General features: G+C 57.1%; 22 protein-coding genes and 1 tRNA gene. 18 read left to right on the top strand and 5 right to left on the bottom strand.

Annotated elements, in window-relative coordinates; genetic code table 11:
• Positions 1-2 precede the first annotated feature (2 nt).
• Positions 3-1,505 (bottom strand): zinc-dependent metalloprotease, encoded by a 1,503-nt coding sequence (locus QP977_RS05135; RefSeq protein ID WP_016422237.1) that lies wholly within the window; start codon positions 1,503-1,505, stop codon positions 3-5.
• A 139-nt stretch (positions 1,506-1,644) separates the two neighbouring features.
• Here QP977_RS05135 and QP977_RS05130 point away from each other — a divergent pair, with 139 nt between their 5' ends.
• Complete coding sequence (locus tag QP977_RS05130; RefSeq protein ID WP_048733327.1) at positions 1,645-2,718, top strand: YlbL family protein; 1,074 nt, start codon at positions 1,645-1,647, stop codon at positions 2,716-2,718.
• 38 nt (positions 2,719-2,756) lie between these two features.
• Here the strand turns inward: QP977_RS05130 and QP977_RS05125 are convergent, their stop codons facing one another.
• From QP977_RS05125 to QP977_RS05115, 3 genes are all read right to left on the bottom strand, one after another.
• Positions 2,757-4,184: an alanine/glycine:cation symporter family protein gene (locus QP977_RS05125; RefSeq protein ID WP_048733326.1), complete on the bottom strand. Its 1,428-nt coding sequence runs from the start codon at positions 4,182-4,184 to the stop codon at positions 2,757-2,759.
• Between the two features lie 69 nt (positions 4,185-4,253).
• On the bottom strand, positions 4,254-4,679 hold the full coding sequence (locus tag QP977_RS05120; RefSeq protein WP_049172850.1) for a fluoride efflux transporter FluC: 426 nt from the start codon (positions 4,677-4,679) through the stop codon (positions 4,254-4,256).
• Positions 4,676-5,095: a fluoride efflux transporter FluC gene (locus QP977_RS05115; RefSeq protein WP_224784093.1), complete on the bottom strand. Its 420-nt coding sequence runs from the start codon at positions 5,093-5,095 to the stop codon at positions 4,676-4,678. Before QP977_RS05115 ends, QP977_RS05120 begins: the two co-directional genes overlap by 4 nt.
• 282 nt (positions 5,096-5,377) lie before the next feature.
• Here QP977_RS05115 and pgm point away from each other — a divergent pair, with 282 nt between their 5' ends.
• The 12 genes from pgm (at position 5,378) to QP977_RS05055 (ending at position 15,331) form a co-directional block, all read left to right on the top strand.
• Positions 5,378-7,033 carry a phosphoglucomutase (alpha-D-glucose-1,6-bisphosphate-dependent) gene (gene pgm / locus QP977_RS05110; protein WP_048733320.1) on the top strand — a complete coding sequence of 552 codons (1,656 nt, stop codon included), beginning with the start codon at positions 5,378-5,380 and terminating at the stop codon, positions 7,031-7,033.
• Positions 7,034-7,087: 54 nt separating this feature from the next.
• Positions 7,088-7,528 carry a MauE/DoxX family redox-associated membrane protein gene (locus QP977_RS05105; RefSeq protein ID WP_048733317.1) on the top strand — a complete coding sequence of 147 codons (441 nt, stop codon included), beginning with the start codon at positions 7,088-7,090 and terminating at the stop codon, positions 7,526-7,528.
• A 144-nt stretch (positions 7,529-7,672) separates the two neighbouring features.
• On the top strand, positions 7,673-8,404 hold the full coding sequence (locus QP977_RS05100; RefSeq protein WP_070429782.1) for a DsbA family protein: 732 nt from the start codon (positions 7,673-7,675) through the stop codon (positions 8,402-8,404).
• A 175-nt stretch (positions 8,405-8,579) separates the two neighbouring features.
• Positions 8,580-8,655: transfer RNA gene (locus QP977_RS05095), tRNA-Ala, on the top strand.
• Positions 8,656-8,834: 179 nt separating this feature from the next.
• The gene (locus QP977_RS05090) at positions 8,835-10,112 is read left to right on the top strand and encodes a tyrosine-type recombinase/integrase (RefSeq protein ID WP_284847191.1); all 1,278 of its coding nucleotides are present in this window, start codon (positions 8,835-8,837) and stop codon (positions 10,110-10,112) included.
• Complete coding sequence (locus QP977_RS05085) at positions 10,112-10,588, top strand: hypothetical protein (RefSeq protein ID WP_284847190.1); 477 nt, start codon at positions 10,112-10,114, stop codon at positions 10,586-10,588. The genes QP977_RS05090 and QP977_RS05085 overlap by 1 nt, the downstream gene beginning before the upstream one ends.
• Before the next feature lie 118 nt (positions 10,589-10,706).
• Positions 10,707-10,979, top strand: a complete 273-nt coding sequence (locus QP977_RS05080) for a helix-turn-helix domain-containing protein (protein ID WP_306297367.1) — start codon at positions 10,707-10,709, stop codon at positions 10,977-10,979.
• A 98-nt stretch (positions 10,980-11,077) separates the two neighbouring features.
• Positions 11,078-11,608, top strand: coding sequence for a hypothetical protein (locus tag QP977_RS05075; protein ID WP_284847189.1), 531 nt, complete (start codon positions 11,078-11,080; stop codon positions 11,606-11,608).
• Between the two features lie 6 nt (positions 11,609-11,614).
• Positions 11,615-12,949, top strand: coding sequence for a hypothetical protein (locus tag QP977_RS05070; RefSeq protein ID WP_284847188.1), 1,335 nt, complete (start codon positions 11,615-11,617; stop codon positions 12,947-12,949).
• Positions 12,950-13,241: 292 nt separating this feature from the next.
• On the top strand, positions 13,242-13,703 hold the full coding sequence (locus QP977_RS05065; RefSeq protein WP_284847187.1) for a hypothetical protein: 462 nt from the start codon (positions 13,242-13,244) through the stop codon (positions 13,701-13,703).
• A 417-nt stretch (positions 13,704-14,120) separates the two neighbouring features.
• Positions 14,121-14,555: a pyridoxamine 5'-phosphate oxidase family protein gene (locus QP977_RS05060; protein ID WP_070549916.1), complete on the top strand. Its 435-nt coding sequence runs from the start codon at positions 14,121-14,123 to the stop codon at positions 14,553-14,555.
• Between the two features lie 179 nt (positions 14,556-14,734).
• Positions 14,735-15,331, top strand: a complete 597-nt coding sequence (locus tag QP977_RS05055) for a TetR/AcrR family transcriptional regulator (protein ID WP_224784081.1) — start codon at positions 14,735-14,737, stop codon at positions 15,329-15,331.
• Positions 15,332-15,382: 51 nt separating this feature from the next.
• Here QP977_RS05055 and nadE read toward each other — a convergent pair whose 3' ends face one another.
• Positions 15,383-16,234, bottom strand: a complete 852-nt coding sequence (gene nadE, locus QP977_RS05050) for an NAD(+) synthase (RefSeq protein ID WP_070545790.1) — start codon at positions 16,232-16,234, stop codon at positions 15,383-15,385.
• Between the two features lie 38 nt (positions 16,235-16,272).
• Between nadE and QP977_RS05045 the strand changes: the two genes are divergently transcribed.
• The 5 genes from QP977_RS05045 (at position 16,273) to nrdE (ending at position 21,931) form a co-directional block, all read left to right on the top strand.
• Complete coding sequence (locus QP977_RS05045) at positions 16,273-17,754, top strand: sugar porter family MFS transporter (protein ID WP_141744329.1); 1,482 nt, start codon at positions 16,273-16,275, stop codon at positions 17,752-17,754.
• Positions 17,755-18,004: 250 nt separating this feature from the next.
• Complete coding sequence (gene ykgO, locus QP977_RS05040; RefSeq protein ID WP_005511141.1) at positions 18,005-18,127, top strand: type B 50S ribosomal protein L36; 123 nt, start codon at positions 18,005-18,007, stop codon at positions 18,125-18,127.
• A gap of 752 nt (positions 18,128-18,879) precedes the next feature.
• On the top strand, positions 18,880-19,104 hold the full coding sequence (gene nrdH / locus QP977_RS05035) for a glutaredoxin-like protein NrdH (protein ID WP_005511161.1): 225 nt from the start codon (positions 18,880-18,882) through the stop codon (positions 19,102-19,104).
• An 85-nt stretch (positions 19,105-19,189) separates the two neighbouring features.
• Positions 19,190-19,612: a class Ib ribonucleoside-diphosphate reductase assembly flavoprotein NrdI gene (gene nrdI, locus QP977_RS05030; RefSeq protein WP_049181994.1), complete on the top strand. Its 423-nt coding sequence runs from the start codon at positions 19,190-19,192 to the stop codon at positions 19,610-19,612.
• A gap of 174 nt (positions 19,613-19,786) precedes the next feature.
• Entirely contained in the window at positions 19,787-21,931 is a 2,145-nt protein-coding gene (gene nrdE / locus QP977_RS05025; protein WP_172620253.1) for a class 1b ribonucleoside-diphosphate reductase subunit alpha, read from the top strand.
• Positions 21,932-21,979 lie beyond the last annotated feature (48 nt).

The following is a 21,979-nucleotide window of genomic DNA, read 5'->3' as shown; positions in this document are numbered from 1 at the left end:
CGCTACTTATCGTCGTCGGCGTCGCCAGAATTGTCCTCGTCGGCGTCACTGTCGTTGCCGTCAGCCGCGCGCTTTTCGGCTTCTTTGCGTAGCTGCTCTTCAAGCTCTGCGATCGGGTCGAAGTCATCGTTTTCCGAGCCGCCAAGAACCGAGTCAATAAAGGCCGCGGGTTCATCCAAATCCTCTGCCACGGGCAGGAAGTCCGGGTGATCCCAGACCTTGTCGCGTCGCTCGATGCCCACAGCGGTGGTCAGGCGGTGCCACAAGTTGGTTGCCTCACGCACCTTGGGGGATCCGAGGTCAATGCCGGTGGCCTTCTCCAGCGCCTGTTCAGCACCTTCGGTGGCGCGGCGACGACGCCAGGCTTCATCCAGCTGTGCGGCACCCGATAGACGCTCACCGAGGGCATCGGTGACAACCATGTCCACCCATCCCTCGACCAGTGCTAGCAGCGTCTGGAATCGAGTACGAGCATTCTCGTTACGAGAACGAATCTTCGGGCTCAGATCCATATTCTGCAGCTCGCTCATAGCCTCCTGCATACGCTGCGGATCCTGCATGTTCTCAATATCCAGACCGCGGGCGGCCTCTTCAATCGCCGAGTAATCGATGACGATGCCGGCAGCGTATTCCTCGACAGAGGAAATCATGCGTTCAGCCAGCCATGGCACGCGGTCGAAGAGACGTTGGTGGGCAGCTTCGCGGGCAGTGGCGTAGATAAACAGATCGCGCGCTGGAACCTCGAGTTCCTCCGCGAGAGCGACGAGATGCGTTGGCAGCAGTACCGCCGCACCAGTGGTGTGTAGCGGCAGCCCGAGGTCAGAACCAGTCAGGCTCGTCTGTGCCAACTCCGCCAGCGCATTTCCTAGCTGAGTACCGAAACTCATCGAGTTCATCTGGCGCATGATGCCCAGCATCGGCCCCATCATCTCGCGAGCTTCCTCTGGAACACCCTCGAGGGAGGCATCACTCATGCGGCTGGCGACGGGATCGACAAGGCGAGTCCATGTCGACTTGGTGTTCTCCAACCACTGCAGGCTATTCCACGCTTCTACGCGGTTGACACCAGCCGGCAGGGAGGTGACATCATCTAGCCACAGTTCTGCCAGGCGCAAGGAATCAGTCAGCGCCTCGCGGGCCGAGTCCTTCACCGGAGCCGGGTTACCAAGACGGGTCCGCGCAACGCGCTCGGCCGCGTCGTAGTTGACAGGGCCAGAGTTAGACTCCTGGAATCGCTGCCCCATGCCGGAGAACATCTCGCCGAACTGGTTGAGAATATCGCCCAAGTTCGGCTGGTCCCCCTTGCCGGAGGCGCCGCTGCCGGGCTGCCCGGGGCCGCCGAAACCGAAGCCACCGGCGCCGCCCATGCCACCGAAGGGAAACCCGAAGAAACCGAAAGGACCGCCCTGGCCGCCCTGACCGCCCTGACCGGAGTCATTGTTGCCAGCGTCGTCGCGATCGTCATCATTGTCGTTCGGACCAAAGCCAAATCCGTTAGAACTCATGCTCCCACCGTACCGGGCAATGACCCGCGTGAGTACTTAAAAGCACCACTTTATTGGCAACTTCGCGCCCAGCGAACAGACACGGACAAGATTCATCAGGTGTCCAGTAGGCAGATAGCGAGAATGTAGGGTGTTATTTGTGAATCGTCGTACCCAAACTCTTGTTGCGGGCGCTGTGCCCATCGCCGCGTTGGCAACTGTGCTTTCGCTGCCAACGCTGACAGTGCCCTATGCCGCGCAGGGGCCTGGCCCGGTCTTCGATGTCCTCAGCGATGTCGAGGGCAAGAGCATTATCTCGGTCAGTGGCAGTGCTGCGGACTCCGAACTCTCTAAGGGCACGCTGGATATGACAACCGTCGCAGTCAGACATAACCTGACATTGCCGCAGGTCATTGGCCTATGGTTCGATCGTGACAACGATATCGTCCCTATTGAGGCGGTCTTCCCTCCGGGCCAGAGTCAGGACGAGGTGGAAGAGGAGAACAAGGCTGCATTCACCGAGTCAGAGGCCAACGCCACCTCCGCTGCGCTGGCACATCTCGGGTTGCCGATGGAAGTCACCGTCGCCTACACAGTGCCGGATAGTCCCGTCGATGGGCGACTGCATGAAGACGATGTGATTCTCGCCGTGGATGGGGTGGCCGTAAGCAAGCCTGAGCAAGTCAAGGCGATTATTGCCGGACGCAACCCGGGCGATACTGTCACGTTGAGGGTCAAGTCTGCGACCGTCGACAAGCAGAAGACTGCTAAGGGCGAGGACTCTGACCCCGAGAAAGCCGTCGATATTTCTGTGACACTGGCGGAAAATCCGCATCAGAAGAATGCCGCGCTGCTCGGCGTTGGGATGGGGGCGCAATCCGCGGACGACACCAAGGTTGAGTACCAGCTCAGCGGCATTGGAGGTCCGTCTGCGGGTCTCATGATGACGCTCGGAGTGATTGACAAGCTGAGTCCAGGCGATTTGACCGAGGGGCAGCACCTCGCTGGCACCGGCACTATTGACGCTGCCGGCAACGTGGGCGAAATCGGTGGCATTACACACAAAATCTCGGCCGCCCGAGATGAGGGCGCCGAGATGTTCTTCGTGCCGGAAGGCAATTGCGCAGAGGCTGTGACTGCCGACCGAGGCGATATGAAGTTGGTAAAGGTCTCTGTGCTTGACGACGCGCTTGCGGCAATCGAAAAGCCGGAGACCGCGCAGACCTGCTCGTAGTTTTTGTCGTAGTCCCTACGAGCAGCTGCTAGTTTCAGCTAGTTCTTGCTGAAGGCCTCGAAGTTTTGCTGAGACTGCCATTTATCAATCTCTGCCGCCGTTGCGCGCAACTGCGGGTCAAATTTGAGGTAGGCCTTTGTCTCGCGCGCAATGAGCCCGGACAGGACAATCAGACCGATGAGGTTCGGTAGCGCCATCAGGCCGTTGAGAGCCGAGGCGACGGACCAGACGGTTTCCAGATGAGTAACAGCGCCGACGAAGACTACGCAGGTGAAGACCGCACGGTAGAGACCGGTGCCGCGGCGACCGACCAGGGACTCGAATGCGCGCTCACCGTAGTAGGACCAGCCCAGCATGGTGGAGAATGCGAAGAAGACAACCGACAGCGTGACGATTGTGCCACCCCAGTGGCCAGGTAGACCGCGGGAGAATGCCTCAGCAGTCAGAGCGCCAGTGTCGACGTTGCCATCCTGCCAAACACCGGTGCTGATGATAACCAGGCCGGTGAAGGACACGACGATGATGGTGTCAATGAAGGTCTGAGTCATGGAGACCAGACCCTGACGAACCGGGTGAGTGGTCGATGCGGCGGCAGCGGCGATAGCACCGGAACCCAGGCCCGACTCGTTGGAGAACAGGCCGCGGGCAACACCCATCTGCAGGGCGAGAATGAGCGTGGAGCCTGCGAACCCACCAACGGCCGCGGTGCCGGTGAAAGCATCGGTGAAGATGAGCTTGAAGGTCTCGGGCAGCGCCGAGACATTGGCGACGAGCACCCACACGGCCGCACCGATGTAGAGCACAATCATCATCGGCACAAAGCCGGCGGTGATGCGGCCAATCGACTTAATGCCACCCATCAGCGCCGCACCTACCAGGATGAACATGATCATGCCGGAGAGCGTCGGATCGATGTCGAAGCTGTTTTCCAGGTTCGAGGCCACGGCATTGCCCTGGGTCAGGTTGCCGATACCAAACGCTGCCAGCGCAGCAAAGACGGCGAAGAGAATACCGAGCGTCTTACCAAAACCATTCGGGATGGCCTTGCGCAGGTAGTACTGCGGGCCACCGGACTGTTCGCCAGCTGCATCGACCTGACGGTACTTCACACCCAGGAATGCCTCGGAGTACTTCGATGCCATACCAAGCAGGCCGGTCACCCACATCCAGAACAGCGCACCGGGTCCACCCAGGCCGATCGCGGTAGCGACACCGACAATGTTGCCGACACCGACTGTTGCCGCGAGAGCCGTCGCAAGCGCCTGGTAGTTGGTGATATCTCCCTCGGCGTCTTCGTCGTTACGGTCGATGAGTCCGAGGCGCAGTGCCGGGCCGAGTTTGACCAGGTGAATTGCACCCAGGCGAATGGTCAAAATGATTCCGGTGCCGATCAGCGCGGGGATCAGGAGATACGGACTCCAAATAAAACTATCCGCCGCTGAGGCAAAATCGCTGAAGCTTTCCATGCTGTGGAACTTTACTGGTAGAAAGCCTAAATTCGATCATTAATTTCTCAGAAAATGATTATTGTGCTACTAATTCGCCACAAGTGGGGGTAAACACATTCCGACGAAAGCAAAAACTATTCCGCCAATCAGTGTGAGAGCAAGGTACCCACATGCCCTCCAAAAGTGTTGGTTCTTAAGGCGTACGATCTCTCCGGCGAGTGTGGACCACGTCGACAGGCCGCCGGCGAAGCCAATCATTACCGTCGCATAGGCCAGAGCAGGCGTCATGCCATTGCTTATCGACGTTCCCCGCGACCACACCACAGCAGCGACACCGGCGACGAAGCAGGCAATCATATTCGCGGTCCACGTTCCGGGTAGTTTGGAATCAGCCCACTTCACCGCAAGTTCGGCCAGCGCATAGCGCAGCGCTCCACCTACTGCCGCGCCAACTGCGATAGCGAGGATGGCAGAGAGTGCCGAGGAAAAAGAGCCGAGGAGATCGCCGGTCATTCCGCGACCTCCCGTGCGCACTTGGTGCCCAACCAGTAGGCGAGAGGGCAGCACAGCAGATGAATAAGTCCGACGCTCACAATCAGTACGACTGACGTGTCCGCTTGCACCAACAAGAGAATGACAAATGCGGAGAAAGTGGTGAAACCGCCACAAAAGCCAGTACCGCAGAAAGCGGAAAGCCGAGGATTAGCAAACGCGATACTGCTGACCAGGCCGAAGAGAAAGCAGCCCAACAAGTTGATGGCAGTGGTCGAAACTGCGCTAGTTCCCGAGCTCACAATCGCATCGATTGCCGCGCCGAGCAGAAAGCGACTTACCGCGCCAATAGCGGCACCGCCGGCGACAACCAGGGCCATGAGAACCTGCGCCCGTCCTGCTGATGGCAGTTTCGCAACGACAGATTCCTCATTCACGGTGAAAACGCTAGCACAGTGGCGAAAGGGGAGGTAGGCGCCGACAATTCGGAATCTTTCACCAGGAGGTGTTCCCGTCGGCACGCGACAATCTACCTACTGCACCCTATTGCAGGGGCGAGTTTGCCTTACCGAGTGGTTCTTGCCATGCGCGCTGACCCTAAAACGGGGACACTGGGGAAGAGGAAGCGCATTTAAGTCCGGTTTCCCCATTCCGGCCGGCTCGTCGGCGGTGAAATCGGTGGTTGCGCAGTTCGCCGATTCAGCAGGAGGATACCCACAATGGCTCATGAGCGCGCCGGGCAATTGGCCCAGCCATCCGACCTTATCGATGTCGCGGAACTGGTCACTGCTTACTACACAAAGCACCCGGACCCGAATAACCCCGACCAGAAGGTCGTCTTCGGTACTTCCGGTCACCGCGGTTCCTCCCTCGACGGCGCTTTCAACGAAGACCACATTCACGCCACTACTCAGGCAATCGTGGATTACCGCAAGGGCCAGGGCATTGAAGGTCCGCTCTACGTCGGTCGCGATACCCACGGCCTGTCCGAGCCGGCAATGATTTCCGCCCTCGAGGTGCTCACGGCCAACGGCATCACCGTGATGGTTGACGCTCAGGATCGCTACACGCCGACTCCGGCAGTCAGCCACGCGATTCTGACGTACAACCGCGACGTGGAGGGAGGTCCGACGGGGAGTAGCGCCGCGCGTGCCGACGGCATCGTGATTACCCCTTCCCACAATCCGCCACGGGATGGTGGTTTTAAGTACAACCCGCCGACCGGTGGTCCGGCGGACGCGGATGCGACGGACTGGATTGCAGCTCGTGCTAATGAATACTTGGCTAAGGGCCTGGATGGGGTTAAGCGCCAGCTGGTGGATAAGGCCGGAGACCTCGTCGTAAAGCACGACTACCTCAACGCATACGTGTCGGACCTGCCGAATGTTGTCAACCTCGACGCCATCCGTGATGCCGGCGTGCGTATCGGCGCCGACCCAATGGGTGGTGCGTCGGTGGATTACTGGGGCGCAATTGGCGATGCGCATAACCTAAACCTGACCGTGGTCAATCCGCTGGTTGATGCGACCTGGCGTTTTATGACGCTGGATACAGACGGCAAGATTCGTATGGACTGCTCCTCGCCGAATGCGATGGCGTCCCTGATTGGTAACCGCGATAAGTTCGACATCTCCACCGGCAATGACGCGGACTCCGATCGCCACGGAATTGTGACACCGGACGCGGGTTTGATGAACCCGAACCACTACCTGGCCGTTGCCATTGACTACCTCTTCGCGCACCGTCCGGGCTGGTCGCAGGAGACCGCGGTCGGTAAGACGCTGGTGTCTTCGTCGATGATTGACCGCGTCGTTGCCAATTTGGGCCGCAAGCTCGTGGAAGTTCCAGTCGGCTTCAAGTGGTTCGTCCCGGGTCTGCTCGGCGGCACCATCGGCTTCGGCGGTGAAGAATCCGCTGGTGCATCGTTCCTGCGTCACGACGGCACTGTGTGGTCTACCGATAAGGACGGCATCATCCTGGACCTCCTGGCCAGCGAGATCAAGGCTGTGACCGAGAAGACTCCATCGCAGCTCTACGCAGAACTCGCCGATAAGTACGGTGCCCCGGCTTACGCCCGCACCGATGCGGACGCAACCCGTGAGCAGAAGGCAATCCTGAAGAAGCTCTCGCCGGAGCAGGTCAAGGCCGACACCCTGGCAGGGGAGACCATTACAGCCAAACTGACTGAAGCACCGGGCAACGGCGCTGCGATTGGTGGCCTCAAGGTGGTTACGGAGAACGCTTGGTTCGCGGCGCGTCCGTCGGGCACTGAAGATAAGTACAAGATCTACGCGGAGTCCTTCAAAGGCGCGGATCACCTGGCACAGGTTCAGGCTGAGGCGCAGGACGTGGTCTCGGCAGTCCTGAACGGGTAATCGGTAACCATTGGGCTAGCTGTAAACAGTTAGCCTGTACTAACATTTCTGTGTATGAAGAATTTCGTAGGCGTGGTGGCACGATTCGGCCTGGCTGCAGTTTGGTTGTACTCGGGTCTTATCAAACTGCTGAACCCGCTGGAATCGCGTCAGGCAGTTCAAGCTTATGAGCTGCTGCCGAGCGATTTGGTGCCGATGGTAGCGGTTGCGCTGCCCGCTTTCGAAGTCATCCTTGGACTCCTGCTGGTATTGGGGCTTTTCCTGCGCCCGGTAGCGGTGTTGTCTGGCGCGCTCTTGCTGGTGTTTATCGGCGGCATTATCTCGGCGTGGGCGCGCGGCCTGCAGATTGACTGCGGTTGCTTTGGTGGCGGTGGCTACGACGAGAACGCTGACGCGGTTTCATATCTAAAGTCAATCGCCCGAGACATCGGTTTTCTGGCCTTGGCTGTATTTGTGTACGTGTGGCCGTGGAAGAAGTTTGCCATTTACGCCTAGTCCGCTGGCTAGAGGGGAAGCCTAGGGGATAGGCCAGGGGAATGGGGCAAGGTGATGGGGCCTAGCGATGCGGCCTAACAACCATTTCCGTTTTCTCAGGCGCAATTGTGTCATTGGCAAGAAAACACCGCTATCGTAAGCGGTGTGAGTCAGAAGATTAAGAATCCAAATGAAAAGGGCAGTGGCTTCGTCGTCGGCCTGATTGCTCTTCTTGCTGTCGTTGCAGTTGTTATTGGTGGCGTTATCTACATCGGCCGGTCGCAGCCGATTGAGGGACTGCCAGATGAGGACGTCGACTTCTCCGTCGCACTCGACGGCGATGTCATCCGACTGAGCAAGGACGGCGCCGAAGGGGCTAAAACAGCCACGATTTTTGAGGACTACTCGTGCCACTACTGTGCTCAGATGAGCGAAGAGGGCCACGATGATGAGCTCAAGGCGCTAAACGACGGCAAGCTTGTCGCTGAATACCGCACGCTGAACTTCCTGGATGGTCAGGAGAAGGAGCAGCGTGACGGTCACTCCACTCGCGTCTTCGCGGTTGCCCGCAAGATTGCTGAGACCGGTGATGCTCGCGCATATTGGAACTTCCGCACGATGATGATGGCTGACCAGCAGAACTCTGTCACGTGGAGCGATGATGAGTTGGCTGACCGTCTGGAGCAGCTCGGTGTTGCTGACGAAATTGTCAGCGAAGTCCGTTCCGGCATCGACACCACCGAGGCTAAGGCAAGCGCAAATGCCAACTTCGATGACCTTGAGAAGCGCTTGGGCAAGGTTTCCTCACCGCACGTCTTTGTCGATGGCAAGGATATTCTGGAGAACATTTCCGGTGATGGCGGACTGGGGCAGTGGGTCAAGGTGGCCCTGCGCTAGGTTCCGTGCACGCTCACACGATTCATCTTCAGTTCATGTTCGGCAGATCCACTCTGGGGCACTCGGCGAATACGTAAAAGAGTGTTCTACATGCGGATTTGGTGATACATGACAGTGCCATGTAGCCTTTGAGGAGTCCACAGCGGAGGGTGAAAGCCACTTCGATGTTGATTCTGGGGCTATGGCGCAGCTGGTAGCGCACCACACTGGCAGTGTGGGGGTCACGGGTTCGAGTCCCGTTAGCTCCACCAGTAGGAAATCCCTCGGTCGAAATGACCGGGGGTTTTCTTGTATCTGCCCTGATAGTAGCGCGTTTTTGGGTTTGTGTAGAGCGCCAGGTGTGGGCACGGGTAGGCTTTGAAGTGGCACAAATTTGGCACGTTTCAGAAAAAATTTGGCACGAATTTGGCACGAAAGGCGGCGGGGCGGCATGAAATTCGGCAATATTCGGCCACTTCCATCTGGCAGATACCAAGCTCGCTACAAGTACGCGGGAGTTGAGTGCAAGGCACCCCGGACTTTTAAGACTCGGGGGCTGGCACGGGGCTGGCTCAATGAAGAAGAAAAGTTAATCGCCTTTGGTGAATGGACACCGCCAGAGCAGCGCGCGGCGGAAAAGGAGCTAGAGAAGCAGCGCCACGCCCTCACAGTCAAAGCTTGGCTAGAGCAGTATCACGACGGCCTTACAGTCCGCGCGTCCACGCTGCAGACTTATCGGCGTACCGTCCGCAACCGCATTACTGACCCACGGCCACCCGGTGACAAAGACCCGGACGTTACACGGCTTGCTGATATTCCCCTTGTGGAACTAACCAAAGCTGACATTTATTCGTGGTGGGACGGTATCACCCGCGCCTATGCCACCCCGGAAACTAACCACAAGGCCTATGTGCGGCTTAACGCGGCGTGTGAAGAAGCGGTGCGGCGTGAGCTGATAGACCGTAACCCGGTAGAGATAGCGGCCGCTAAACGGCGTGTAGAGCGGGAATTACCGTATCTGCCAAAGACGGAAGAGCTACACGCGGTAGTGGACGCAATGAAGCCGTCGTACAAGCTGCTGACCGTGCTGTGCTTGTTCCACGGGTTGCGTCTCGGGGAGGCAATCGCCCTGGAGATAGACGATGTTATTTCCGATACGCCGATTCCGTATGCCCCTCGGTACTCGATTCGGGTTAGGCAGAACGCCCAACGGATTACACCGGACGGGGGTAGCACGTACATGTTGCTGCAAAAGCCTAAGAGCCAGGCGGGTAACAGGGAGGTTCCTTTTATGCCGTCAATGGTGTCGGTGCTATGGGAACACATAGCTAACCACCTTGCTACCGCCCCCGTATCCGTGAACCTTGCTACCGCCCCCGTATCCGTGAACCTTGCTGCAGACCTCGGGGGAGGTACCCGCCCGACGCGGCTGTTGACCACAACCGACAAGGGGGCGATGTTGATGGATACGTCCTACAGGTCGGTGCTAGACCGCACCACTAAGCGGGCGGGTGTGTCTGAGCAGATTAAACCTCACTCGGGGCGGCGCTGGTTAGTGACCCGGCTAGCGGAAAAGGGAGCGCACGTAAAAGAGATTGCCAAGATTCTGGGAGACAACGATCTTGACACAATCATGAAGATTTACATGCAGGTACGTGCTGAACGGACAACGGAGCTTATGGACGTTGTGGACGCAAGTATTAGCCCCACTATTAAGGCGGGAGAGTAATGACTAGCAACGATGGAAAATGCTGGCACGTGTATGTACGCGGCGATAGAGCAGAGCTAAAGCGGCGGCGCATTGTGGGCTGTATTCACTTTGCCCCTAGTCGTAAATGGGTGTGGGCAGATTCGATTAAAGAAGTGAAGTCCGAAGCGCTTGGGAAACGTGTTGCCCGTGAAGGCAAGAACACGCTGGACACCACGGAGGCGGTGAAGAAGCACGATTATCTAGAGCAGGGTAGCGCGTACCGCGACGATGAGGCGCTAAAAATCGTGGGGCAAATGGATATGGCCTTTATGGTGCAGATTCCGGGGGCGGGGAGATACCGGGCTGAACTTGTGGCACAGACGCTTGAACGGCTTATAAGCAACGATGTAGACCGCATAGTGATTCGTGAATCGGCGAAGCCTCCACAGGGGAGTTTAGAGATTGACGCGTCTCAGTTGCAGAGGGCTATCGCGGCGTACTCGCAGACTCAATAAGGCTGTTGTGCTAACCTGTGGACAGGGAGATTCAAATACCCCTCCGATGGCAGAGCGGTGACGCACTGCTCGGCAATGGCATTTGCCGTTGACGCTCATTCCGCAACTTAGATTTCGTATGAAGTGTGAGTTGCGCTTTTGCATGCCCAAAATGGGCGCAGAAAGAGCGACGGCAATGCCGAATCCTGTAACCCACTCAAAGCCATGTACCCGCCCGGCCACAGTAAAACAGGCAGCGGAACACTGGGGAGTATCCACCAAAACTATCCGGCGCATGATTAACGCCGGAACAATCACCGGTTACAAACTCACCCCGCGTACCTTGCGCGTGAACCTCGATGAACTGGATTCCCTTGCTCAATCCCAGAGCACGGATTTCGGGGGTTTCTAACCGTGGACACAAAGAAAAACCCCGCGCCGGTCGAACGCAGGGAAATTCAAAAAAACTGTTACCCCTATCGTAACCAAGTACGGCGCAGCATGCCTAGCGTGTGGGAAACACTAGCTGTAGAGGCATTAGCCCTACTTGTATCCTCCACCGCTGAAATGGTGCAGTACGCTACCGCCCGACGCGGCGTAACGGCCACTGATTTCCCGCGTCTGTATCGCCCGGCGTACCTCGTACTGCTGGAATGCGCTGAGGAACACATCAACACGAGTAATGCCTCGGAACGCGTGGATATGGTGCAGTTTGGTCAACGCCTGCAGGAAAAGCAGCACAGCACAGGCACGCGGGTATGGCGGCGCATTAGCAACAGCAACGGCTACAGTGCCCACCCGCTGGGTATGGCAGAGCTGGGGCTGATTAACAACGCGCTTGCACAGCTGACTAGCCAAGCAGCTTTCCAGCACCTACAGGCAGCGCAGGCACAGACACAGCAGTGTCTAGACACCGCAACGCTTACCGGCATTGGCCGCGCAATAGAACACCTTCAGCAAGCCCAAGACGCAGGACAGCGCGCCGGGCTTATCGATCAATGCCGGGGGTCGGTTCCCGGTGCGGGCGGGGCGGTGGCATAAAAGAAAATGACCACAAAGGACGTAAAAAAGATTATGCAGCCCGCGCAAGAAGCAGTGTCTGAAGCCGGTGCGGATATTCCACTGGACTCGGTATTAACCGCGCAGGGGTGGGAGCAGCTACATAGGGACGTATTCGACGGTTCGGACAGGCTATGCACCCTACGGGATTACGCCCGTGCTCACCACGTATCACCGATTGCGTTTCTGCTTGTTACGCTAACCCGCATTGCGGCGGCTAGCCACCCTATTACCGTTGACGCAGGGCTAGGGGCAACACCGCTGAATACTTTCCTGGTGTTGGTCGGTGATTCCGGTATGGGCAAAGACACCGTGATTAACAAGTCCGCTAATGCTTACTCGATGGAGCGCACCGGTTTTCCACAGGAACCGCAAGAGCGACCGTTAGGCTCGGGCGAATCGCTGGTATCCGCGTTTGTTCCGCCCGTGGTGGATAAAGACGACCCGGCTCCCAAGCCCAACCCCCGCGTGCTGTTTACAGAGACGGAAATCAGTAACGCCGAAACATTGATGAAGCGCGACGGAGCAACGCTAAGGGCAAATCTGCTGAAGCTCTACAGCGGTAGCACGGTGGGTAATGCCACGAAAAACAGTGTGGACACCGTAGAAGGGGGCACATATTCCACCGGCCTGATTATCGGGGCGCAGCGCGGCAAGGTGGGGGCGCTACTGGATAATCCCGATGATGGATTACCCCACCGGTTTGTGTGGACTGAGTTACTTGACCCCAACCTACCGGCACAGGTGCCCGGACACAGCCCCAAACTGGAGGTTGTGCAATTCCCTAAAGCGGGGACGGTAATTCAAGCGTGCAACACGGCTCGTAGCCTCGTAAACCGAAACAGCCGCTTAAGGCTGGAAAAGGGACATACGGGAGGGCTTGACTCGCACCTGGTATTAGCCCGAATACGGCTGGCAGCGTCACTAGCGATACTTAGCGGCCACGCGCAAGAACAAGGCTTTACCGATGATGATTGGCGGCGCGCGGGCGCACTCGTAGCGTACTCAAAGAAAGTACGTGAATCCTGTAACGAACGCCTGCAGACCTCAGCCGTGGTCAAACAGATAGAGCATGAAGAAACAGAGTACGCAACACGTAGGGGACGCTTACATCAATTGGTCTACGACAAGTTACGGGACAGTGAGCAGGTGCGTGTAAGCACGATTACCAACCCTCAACGCAGGTGGCGTAATGACGCTAAGGACATGATTGCGGAACTGGTAGACGCTAAAGCTATTCGCTACGTCGATGAGCAGTGTTGGGTTATCGGCAAGGGCGAAGCATGGCAGGCCTTTGTGTACTCACTTAGAACCCCGTCCTAACTGTCCTAACTGACCTAACCCCAGGTAGAAGGCAGTTTCCACTGTCCTAACTACCGTCCTATCCCGTCCTAACTGTCCTAACCCCGGATACGAAGATAGGACACCATAGGACACCACATAGGACACTAAAAAACGCGCTGACCAGCACATAGGACACATAGGACACTTAGGACAGGGGGTAAGAAAATAAGCGTCCTAACCAACATAAGAAAGCTGACGCGCCGGGCACCCCAAGGGTTTGTCATAGGCGCTAACGGCAGAAAGCCGCAAACAAGAAGAAAGGGGCACGGCAATGAACACGCCGATTGCACAGAAAAAAGAAATCCAAGAACGACGGAAAAAAGCACTCGATTTACGACTAGCGGGCGCGACCTTCCGGGAAATAGCCGGGGCACTCGGGGTAAGCCTCGGTACCGCACACACTGACGTAGCAACCGCACTGGCAGACATACCCAAAGAAGAAGCCAATGAACTACGCAAGCTAGAAGCCGCCCGGCTAGACGCACTGAATCAAGCGCACTGGGAAAACGCGCTCAACGGGGACACGAACAGCGCAAAAATCGTCCTAAGCGTTATTGATCGACGGATTAAGCTACTCGGCCTGGACATGCCCCAACGTGTCGAGATAGCCGGTAACCAAGACCTCGACCTAGATACCGTCGTGGATAACCTCATAGGGATAGCTGAAGCTACGGTACGCGCGGAACTGGAAGCAGAAATGGGGGATACGCCCGGCGCGGGGGTGAACCTATAGGAGGCTGAACATTCGCGGTAGGAATCTGTTGGCCTATTGCCTGAAGCGCTGGGGCGGTTTTGTCGTACGGTTGCTGACGGCTAGGCCATGTTTCCCATATGGCGGCGGGGTGTGTAATCGTCGCGCCGGGCGGGTGTGGTGGCGAAAAATTGACCTGGTGTTTTGCGGTGGCACGTCCGCGGATTTGGCATAAATTTGGCACGCGCGGCGCAGTGAGTTTTGGGAAATGCCTGTTTACCTGCAGGGGAGCGGATTTTTCGTGAAGCCCCGTTAGCTCCACCAGTAGAAAAACCCTCGGTCGTTATGACCGGGGGTTTTCTTGTATCTGCCCCTGGGTAGTGTGCTCGCCGTTTACCTCAATGATTGGTAATCCGTATGGCTGTAGCAACTTTGTCTGAACGGTGGAATACTGGGGGTATGGCACACAACGACTCCGTTATTCAGAAACTGTCCACCGAAGAATCCCTTGAGCTGCTGGCTACGCAGACTTTTGGGCGACTGGTTGTTCGTCGTAAAGACGATATGGATCTTTTCCCACTGAACTACGTCGTTCATGAGGGGAACATTTACTTCCGCACTGCCGAGGGGTCGAAGCTCTTTACTGTTTCTCTGAACCACGATGTTCTTTTTGAGGCCGACTTTGTTGACAAGGATGCTCAGAAGGCCTGGTCGGTCATCGTTAAGGGGGACGCAGAGGTTCTCACCTCCCGCGCTGATATTAACGCTGCAGATGAGCTGCCGCTGAAGCCCTGGCTGCCGACGTTGAAGTACAACTACGTGCGCATTACCCCGAACAATGTTTCGGGTCGCCATTTCCACCTCGGGGAGGAGCCGAATCGCTACGAAGCGTAGCGGCGGCATACGGCGCTTTTGCTTGACGACGGTGGGGGCTCCGTCGTGAAGCAGAGATAGCAGCGTGCAAAGGCAGCTTTTAGTGACTGAGCACCGCCGTTAGCTGTTTTTTTAAAAATTGTTGGGTTAAATTACCCAAAAGCGCCCTAAGTGAGATTCAACGCGTTACAGTCGCAAATGTGACGTGCACCATAGAATCGACCGATGGGGTGCCAGCGCAGCCCGATGTGCGCAGGCAGTCCCCACGTATGCAGAAGATCGTAGATGAAGCGCGCGCGATGCTGCGCGAATCGGGCTGGAGTGCTATCAGCATGCGCCGCCTAGCGGCGCGGCTCGATGTGAAGGCGCCATCGCTGTACAAGCACATCAGCGGCAAAGAAGAGCTCCTTCAGCTGCTGCTGACCGAGAGCCTCGAGAATCTGGGCAAGCGTATTCATGCTGCCATTGATGAGGAATGCACTTCGGCGTCTCTGCTGCAGGCGTACCGCCAGGCAGTTCTCGACGATCCGCATGGTTACCGGCTGATGAGTCGCACTAATTTCGTGAATGTCGTCTCGCCTTCGTCGTTGGATGCCTGGATTCGTGATGCATTCATTAAGGTTGCCGGCGATGAGCCTAAGGGATTGGCCATGTGGGCGTTCGCCCACGGTTTGGTGACCGCCGAGCTCGTCCAGGATGGTTCACCTGCGCTGGAACCCAGCGCTGAAGCCGGTGCGGCAGACAGCTTGGCCGCAGTTGGGGCTATTTGGGACGCTGGCGCGGAGGCCTTCTCTTAAGGGGTTTGCTGCTCTGTCCGGGACGCTGGATCGGTGGCCCGGGGCAGTAGCCTAGCGCCACCAGGAATCGGCCGGTCCGGGAGGGACGGCTCGCTTGTGCCGGGAAATGGAGTAGAGATACTCGATTCGCGCGGCATCCTCATCTGAGACGGCCTTGCCTTCGAGGTAGTCGTCGATGGCGGTATAGGTCACCCCGAGTGCAACTTCGTCGGGAAGCGCAGGGCGATCTTCTTCCAGGTCGGCCGTCGGCACCTTCTCCCACGTACTGGCTGGTGCGCCGAGGTGACGGAGTAAGGCCGCGCCCTGGCGCTTGCTCAGCCCCTGCAGCGGAACGAGGTCGCAGGCGCCGTCGCCGTGCTTGGTGTAGAAGCCGGTGACAGCCTCCGCGGCGTGATCTGTGCCGATGACCAAAGCGCCGTCAACACCCGCCACTGCGTACTGGGCAATCATGCGCATGCGGGCCTTAATATTTCCCTTGTTGAAGTCGCTGATAGCGCTGCCGGCCAGGGCATCGGTGACCTGGGCGGTCATCGCGGCGGTGGCCGGTTCGATATCGATAGTTAGCCTTTGGTCAGGTTGAATGAATTGCAGTGCCACCTGTGCGTCGTCCTCATCGGCCTGCACGCCGTGGGGGAGGCGAATGGCAATGAAGGTGGCGTCCTCGCCGCCGTCGCGAAGCTTTTCGACGGCCAACTGCGCTAGACGTCCGGCTAGCGTGGAATCTTGACCGCCGGAAATTCCGAGCACGAATCCCTTGGCGTGCGCGGCGCGGAAATAATCGCAGAGAAAATCGACTCGGCGGCTGATTTCCTCGGCGGCATTGATGGTGGGCTGGACGTGGAGGTCGTTAATAATCTCCGACTGGAGGGGGTGTGGGAAATCCTGTGTGCCTACTGGTGTCATGAGCCTCACTCTACCGCTAGTTCAGGACGGGAAAAGGGATGATTTTCCTGCCAGAAGAGTGCCAAAACTCTCATCTTTATCGAGTAAGTGCTGTTCGGATAGGGGGTCTTTGGCCGGACGGTGGCAAGATTTCCAGCGTGAGTACAACCGAACAGAATAAGACTGGACCGAACCGGGAAACCACCACAACTCGGTCGATAGCCGTGGCTATCATCGCCGCTCTGGGCGGCCTCCTCTTTGGTTACGACACCGGTGTCATCTCGGGCGCGCTGCTGTATATCCAGCGCTCTTTTGAGCTGACTCCAGGACAGGAGTCCACTGTCACCGCCATGCTCTTGGTCGGTGCGGCTATCGGTGCGTTCCTGGGCGGTCGCGTAGCGGACTCCCTGGGGCGCCGTGGCACCATCCTGCTCGGAGCGGTCGGCTTCATCATCGGCAGTATCTGGTGTGCTTTCGCTACTAGTGCGTTTTCGCTGGGTGCTGCGCGTACTTTGCTCGGCGTCTGTATCGGTGGTGTTTCCATCGTCGTACCGATGTACATCTCCGAAATGGCACCACCGCATGTGCGTGGACGCCTGGTCAGCCTGAACTCGCTGATGATCGTGATTGGTCAGCTGGTGGCGTTCCTCACCAACTCCGCCCTAGCCTCCTCCGGTAACTGGCGACTCATGCTTGGACTCGGCGCTGTCCCCGGCATCGTGCTGCTCATCGGCATGCTGGTTCTGCCGGACACTCCGGCCTACCTCGTCCGTCGAGGACAGGAGGGCAAGGCGCTGGCCGTGCTGCGTCAGATGCAGGGAGATGAGGCGACCCTGGCTGAGGTTGCCGTTGATGAGGCGTCGTCAAGCGCCGATCAGCGTGCAGCCGAGCGCCTTGCCGTGAAAACCCCGTGGGTGCGACGCACCGTCATTATTGCGATGCTCATTGGTGTGACGCAACAGGTCACGGGCGCGAACGCGATTATGTATTTCGCGCCGACGATGATGAACAAGGTTGGCTTGTCGACGGAAAGCTCTGTCTATACCTCCATCATCATCGGTATCGCCTCGGTGATTTCGTGTGCAATTGGTATGAGCATCATTGACCGCGTTGGTCGTCGGCGAATGCTGATTATCGGTTTGGTGGGCTGTGCAAGCTCGCTGCTCGTGCTGGCGCCCGTCTATGGTTTGTCGAGTAACTCTTCGACGGGTGCCATGATGTCGCTTCTGCTGATGACCGTATTTATCGTGTTTCAGCAGGCGGCTGTGTCGGTGGCGACCTGGCTCCTGATTTCCGAGATCATCCCGACAGAGGCTCGTGGCCTGGGTATGGGGCTGGCAGGGCTCGCGCTATGGGTTGCGAATTGGTTTGTGGCGCAGGCTTTTCTTCCGATGGTGGATGCTGTCGGTGGTGCGTGGTCGTTCTTCTTCTTTGCCATTACGGGCGCAATTGCGCTGGTATTCACCATCAAGGCGGTGCCGGAGACCTCAGGTAAGACGCTTGCCGAGGTCCGCGAGTACATGATTGCCGCTGCCAAGTAGAGAAGTGGAAGCAGTTGCAACGTGGGGAGTCGCGATCTTGGGGTTGCCCGTCAAAGAACATGTTTCCCCGGATTTTTGGAGTTATTCCGCTTATTAGGTAGTATGGCAACTCGTGTCGTAACGCATCCTCTTTGATATTTCTTCGGATTATCAGGAAGGGTGCGTTGCCAGGCAGTCACTGGGGTGATTGTCCGGGGAGAGTGCAGTGTGCACATTCCCGTTTCGGAGCCGAGTAGAAAGGAGCGCCCGAATGAAGGTCCGCAAGTCCCTTCGGTCGCTGAAGAACAAGCCGGGCGCTCAGGTCGTGCGCCGTCGTGGCAAGGTCTACGTGATCAACAAGAAGGAGCCGCGCTTCAAGGCCCGTCAGGGCTAAGCCTTATTTAGGCTAGCGCGAAGCAAATAGCTTCCTCATTTATTGCCAAAACCGCAATCTGAAGTCGCAGTTTTACTGTGGCCAAAGGTTGCGGTTTTTGGTTTTTGGAGGAGGTAGGTTCAGGCGGTGACAGCGTTTATGGCTGGGGGCGGTGGGGCGATGGAAGTTACTGACTGCGTTTATGTCAAAATTGGCCCGAAAATTGGCTTGAAAGTGTCATAAACTCGCACAGTTTCATATGTGCAGCCCGTGTTCATATGTGCAGCCCGCGATTTTTGAGATCGCTGCGGAATCCGAAGTTGGGTAGGGGAGGGACAAAGGCAGGGCGGGGACACTGCGGCGCCTGGAATCGGTGCGGTCGGCTGCGGGGCGTCATGCAGTAATTGGTTTAACCAAAATCCACCGATAGTTGTTTTTCTACGATTTTCTAGAATTTTTAGCGTGAAATTACAAGGTTGTGGTGCGTCTGTGTACAACATCTTGTGCGCCAGAGATCTCCGAACAGGGAATACCATGGTTGTGAGTACTACATCTAGTATGACTAGAGTTTTCTAGGCACCAAGTGTAGTGTTTTCGATGTCGAGCCAAGGAGAGCTAAAAGGACCTGTCTGCCACCCGTACTCGGTTTCTCATGAACCCTGGGAGCTTTCGGTCATTCAACCAATCCGCTGATTCCTCGGCCGCTTCCGTTGTTTGTACGAAGTCGATCCGATTCATTGGTCTTACCCAAAGCCAGAAAGTTTGTGAGAGTCATGGTTACCGTTTACAGCAAGCCTGCATGTGTCCAGTGCCGCGCTACCACTCGTGCCCTCGATAAGGCTGGAATTGCCTACGATATCGTCGACATCACCATGGACGATGAGGCTCGGGACTACGTCATGGCTCTCGGTCACCTCCAGGCGCCGGTCGTTGACACTGGCACTGAGACCTGGTCGGGTTTCCGTCCGGATCGCATCAAGGCTCTCCAGGCAGCGTAAGAATCACACACCTCTCCGCAGATTTCGTTGACCACCCGGGAAGCGAAGATTGCGGGGGTTTTGCGATGTAAAGGGTGAAGCTCTCATGCTGGTGGTGTATTTCTCCTCGGCGACGGGGAATACACACAAGTTTGTTGAAAAGCTAGGTATCAAAAATGCCCGCATTCCCATCCGTCGTAATGAGCCGGAGCTTATCGTCGATGAGCCCTATGTCCTCATTTGTCCGACTTATGGTGGTGGCGTTTCCATCAGCGGTGGTAACTCAAGGCCAGTTCCTCCGCAGGTCATCAAATTTCTTAATAATGAGCACAACCGCTCTTTCATCCGAGGTGTGATTGCTGCCGGCAATCTCAACTTCGGTGAGGACTTCTGTAAAGCAGGGGATGTCATCTCCTACAAGTGCAAGGTTCCATATCTATATCGCTTCGAGCTGATGGGAACCGACCACGATGTGCGGCGAGTCCGAGAAGGGCTAGAGGAATTCTTCCACGGTAGAGCCAGCGCCTAAGTTGGCAAGCCTCAGTGTCGAGGGAAGGGGCACTGAGGACAACCGAATGGATACGCTCGCGGAAGCCGTCGTAAAGCGGTGTGCGAGGAAAATAGCTAGATTGGATTGCTCTGGGCAGTGTTGGAACAGACCCTGTGCAGGCAAATGAATATTAAAGGAGTCAACGTGTCGGAAATGGGCAAGCAGGTCGCGGAGCCGGTGGGTGAGGACAAGCTGGATTACCACGCGCTCAATGCGCTGCTGAATCTGTACGGTGAAGACGGCAAGATTCAGTTCGATAAAGACCGCATGGCTGCGCGGCAGTTCTTCTTGCAGCATGTCAATCAGAACACTGTGTTCTTCCACAACTTGCGGGAGAAGCTCGATTATCTGGTAGAGAACCATTACTACGAGGCCGAGGTTCTGGAGAAGTACGAATTTGAGGACGTCAAGGCACTGTTTAAGCAGGCCTACGCCCACAAGTTCCGTTTTCAGACTTTCCTGGGTGCTTACAAGTACTACACCTCGTACACACTGAAGACCTTCGACGGCAAGCGTTACTTGGAGCGCTACGAAGACCGTGTCTGCATGGTTGCTCTCACGCTTGCCGACGGCGACTTGGGGCTCGCGCAGCACCTGGTTGATGAGATCATCGCCGGACGCTTCCAGCCTGCTACTCCTACATTCCTCAACTCCGGTAAGGCCCAGCGCGGCGAGCCGGTGAGCTGCTTCCTGCTGCGTATCGAGGACAACATGGAGTCCATTGGCCGCGCCATCAACTCCTCGCTGCAGCTGTCCAAGCGCGGCGGTGGTGTGGCGCTGCTGCTGAGCAACCTGCGTGAACAGGGCGCTCCGATTAAGCACATCGAGAATCAGTCTTCCGGTGTCATCCCGGTTATGAAGCTGCTGGAGGACTCCTTCTCCTACGCTAACCAGCTGGGTGCTCGCCAGGGAGCAGGCGCTGTCTACCTGCACGCGCACCACCCGGACATCATGCGCTTCCTGGATACCAAGCGTGAGAACGCGGACGAGAAGATTCGCATCAAGTCGCTGTCGCTCGGCGTTGTCATTCCGGACATCACGTTCGAGCTGGCCAAGCGTAACGACGACATGTACCTCTTCAGCCCGTACGATGTCGAGCGTGTCTACGGTAAGCCGTTCGCGGACATTAGCATCACCGAGAATTACGCGGATATGGTCGAGGACCCGCGTATTCGTAAGCAGAAGATCAACGCGCGTCAGTTCTTCCAGACCATCGCTGAGATTCAGTTTGAGTCCGGCTACCCGTACATCATGTTCGAGGACACGGTTAACCGCGCGAACCCGATTGAGGGCCGCATTAACATGTCGAACCTCTGCTCGGAGATTCTGCAGGTCAACACCCCGTCGACCTACAATGCGGACCTGTCCTACGAGCACGTGGGTGAGGACATTTCCTGTAACCTTGGTTCGCTGAATATTGCGATGACCATGGACTCGCCGGACTTTGGTCGCACTGTCGAGACTGCCATCCGTGGCCTGACTGCGGTCAGTGAGCAGACTTCTATTGACTCGGTGCCATCGATTCGCAAGGGCAACGACGGATCTCACGCCATCGGCCTGGGGCAGATGAACCTGCACGGCTACCTTGGTCGCGAGAAGATTATGTACGGCTCGGAAGAAGGCCTGGACTTCACCAACGCCTACTTCGCAGCAGTGCTCTACGCAGTCCTGCGCGCATCCAACAAGATTGCTCGCGAGCGCGGTCAGAAGTTCGTCAACTTTGAGAACTCCGACTACGCTAGCGGCAAGTACTTCGATAACTTCGATCCGGCAGAGTTCCAGCCGAAGACTCAGCACGTCAAGGAGATCTTCGAGAACTCCACCGCGCACATTCCGGACGCTGAGGACTGGGCGCAACTGAAGGCCGACGTCATGGAGTACGGCCTGTTCAACCGCAACCTGCAGGCAGTGCCGCCGACCGGTTCGATTTCCTACATCAACAACTCGACCTCGTCGATTCACCCGATTGCATCTCAGATTGAGATTCGCAAGGAGGGCAAGATCGGTCGCGTGTACTACCCGGCTCCGCACTTGGACAATGACAACCGTGAGTACTTCCAGGACGCCTACGAAATCGGCTACGAGAAGATCATTGACACTTACGCGGTCGCTACCAAATATGTTGACCAGGGACTGTCGCTGACCTTGTTCTTCAAGGACACGGTGAGCACTCGTGACCTCAACCGTGCGCAGATTTACGCATGGCGCAAGGGTATTAAGACTCTGTACTACATCCGCCTGCGTCAGGTTGCGCTGGAGGGTACTGAGGTCGAGGGTTGCGTATCCTGCATGCTTTAAGCAAGCGTGCTTGAGGGCTAGGCATCTAGTACTTCAGTTGTAGCGCAT

It is taken from the genome of Corynebacterium sp. MSK012, assembly GCF_030232435.1.
Classification (GTDB): Bacteria; Actinomycetota; Actinomycetes; order Mycobacteriales; family Mycobacteriaceae; genus Corynebacterium; species Corynebacterium jeikeium_D.
The sequence above is the reverse complement of the archived record's forward strand: the minus strand, read 5'-3'. Positions and strand labels throughout refer to the sequence as shown.

What these genes read in the sequence shown, in the direction of transcription:
- QP977_RS05080 (WP_306297367.1), top strand. Translation starts at nt 10,707, where the DNA reads ATGAAGTGTGAGTTGCGCTTTTGCATGCCCAAAATGGGCGCAGAAAGA.
- QP977_RS05085 (WP_284847190.1), top strand. Translation starts at nt 10,112, where the DNA reads ATGACTAGCAACGATGGAAAATGCTGGCACGTGTATGTACGCGGCGAT.
- QP977_RS05060 (WP_070549916.1), top strand. Translation starts at nt 14,121, where the DNA reads ATGGCACACAACGACTCCGTTATTCAGAAACTGTCCACCGAAGAATCC.
- QP977_RS05070 (WP_284847188.1), top strand. Translation starts at nt 11,615, where the DNA reads ATGACCACAAAGGACGTAAAAAAGATTATGCAGCCCGCGCAAGAAGCA.
- nrdE (WP_172620253.1), top strand. Translation starts at nt 19,787, where the DNA reads ATGGGCAAGCAGGTCGCGGAGCCGGTGGGTGAGGACAAGCTGGATTAC.
- QP977_RS05105 (WP_048733317.1), top strand. Translation starts at nt 7,088, where the DNA reads ATGAAGAATTTCGTAGGCGTGGTGGCACGATTCGGCCTGGCTGCAGTT.
- nadE (WP_070545790.1), bottom strand. Translation starts at nt 16,234, where the DNA reads ATGACACCAGTAGGCACACAGGATTTCCCACACCCCCTCCAGTCGGAG.
- QP977_RS05045 (WP_141744329.1), top strand. Translation starts at nt 16,273, where the DNA reads ATGATTTTCCTGCCAGAAGAGTGCCAAAACTCTCATCTTTATCGAGTA.
- QP977_RS05135 (WP_016422237.1), bottom strand. Translation starts at nt 1,505, where the DNA reads ATGAGTTCTAACGGATTTGGCTTTGGTCCGAACGACAATGATGACGAT.
- QP977_RS05125 (WP_048733326.1), bottom strand. Translation starts at nt 4,184, where the DNA reads ATGGAAAGCTTCAGCGATTTTGCCTCAGCGGCGGATAGTTTTATTTGG.
- QP977_RS05120 (WP_049172850.1), bottom strand. Translation starts at nt 4,679, where the DNA reads ATGACCGGCGATCTCCTCGGCTCTTTTTCCTCGGCACTCTCTGCCATC.
- pgm (WP_048733320.1), top strand. Translation starts at nt 5,378, where the DNA reads ATGGCTCATGAGCGCGCCGGGCAATTGGCCCAGCCATCCGACCTTATC.
- QP977_RS05065 (WP_284847187.1), top strand. Translation starts at nt 13,242, where the DNA reads ATGAACACGCCGATTGCACAGAAAAAAGAAATCCAAGAACGACGGAAA.
- nrdH (WP_005511161.1), top strand. Translation starts at nt 18,880, where the DNA reads ATGGTTACCGTTTACAGCAAGCCTGCATGTGTCCAGTGCCGCGCTACC.
- ykgO (WP_005511141.1), top strand. Translation starts at nt 18,005, where the DNA reads ATGAAGGTCCGCAAGTCCCTTCGGTCGCTGAAGAACAAGCCGGGCGCT.
- nrdI (WP_049181994.1), top strand. Translation starts at nt 19,190, where the DNA reads ATGCTGGTGGTGTATTTCTCCTCGGCGACGGGGAATACACACAAGTTT.
- QP977_RS05090 (WP_284847191.1), top strand. Translation starts at nt 8,835, where the DNA reads ATGAAATTCGGCAATATTCGGCCACTTCCATCTGGCAGATACCAAGCT.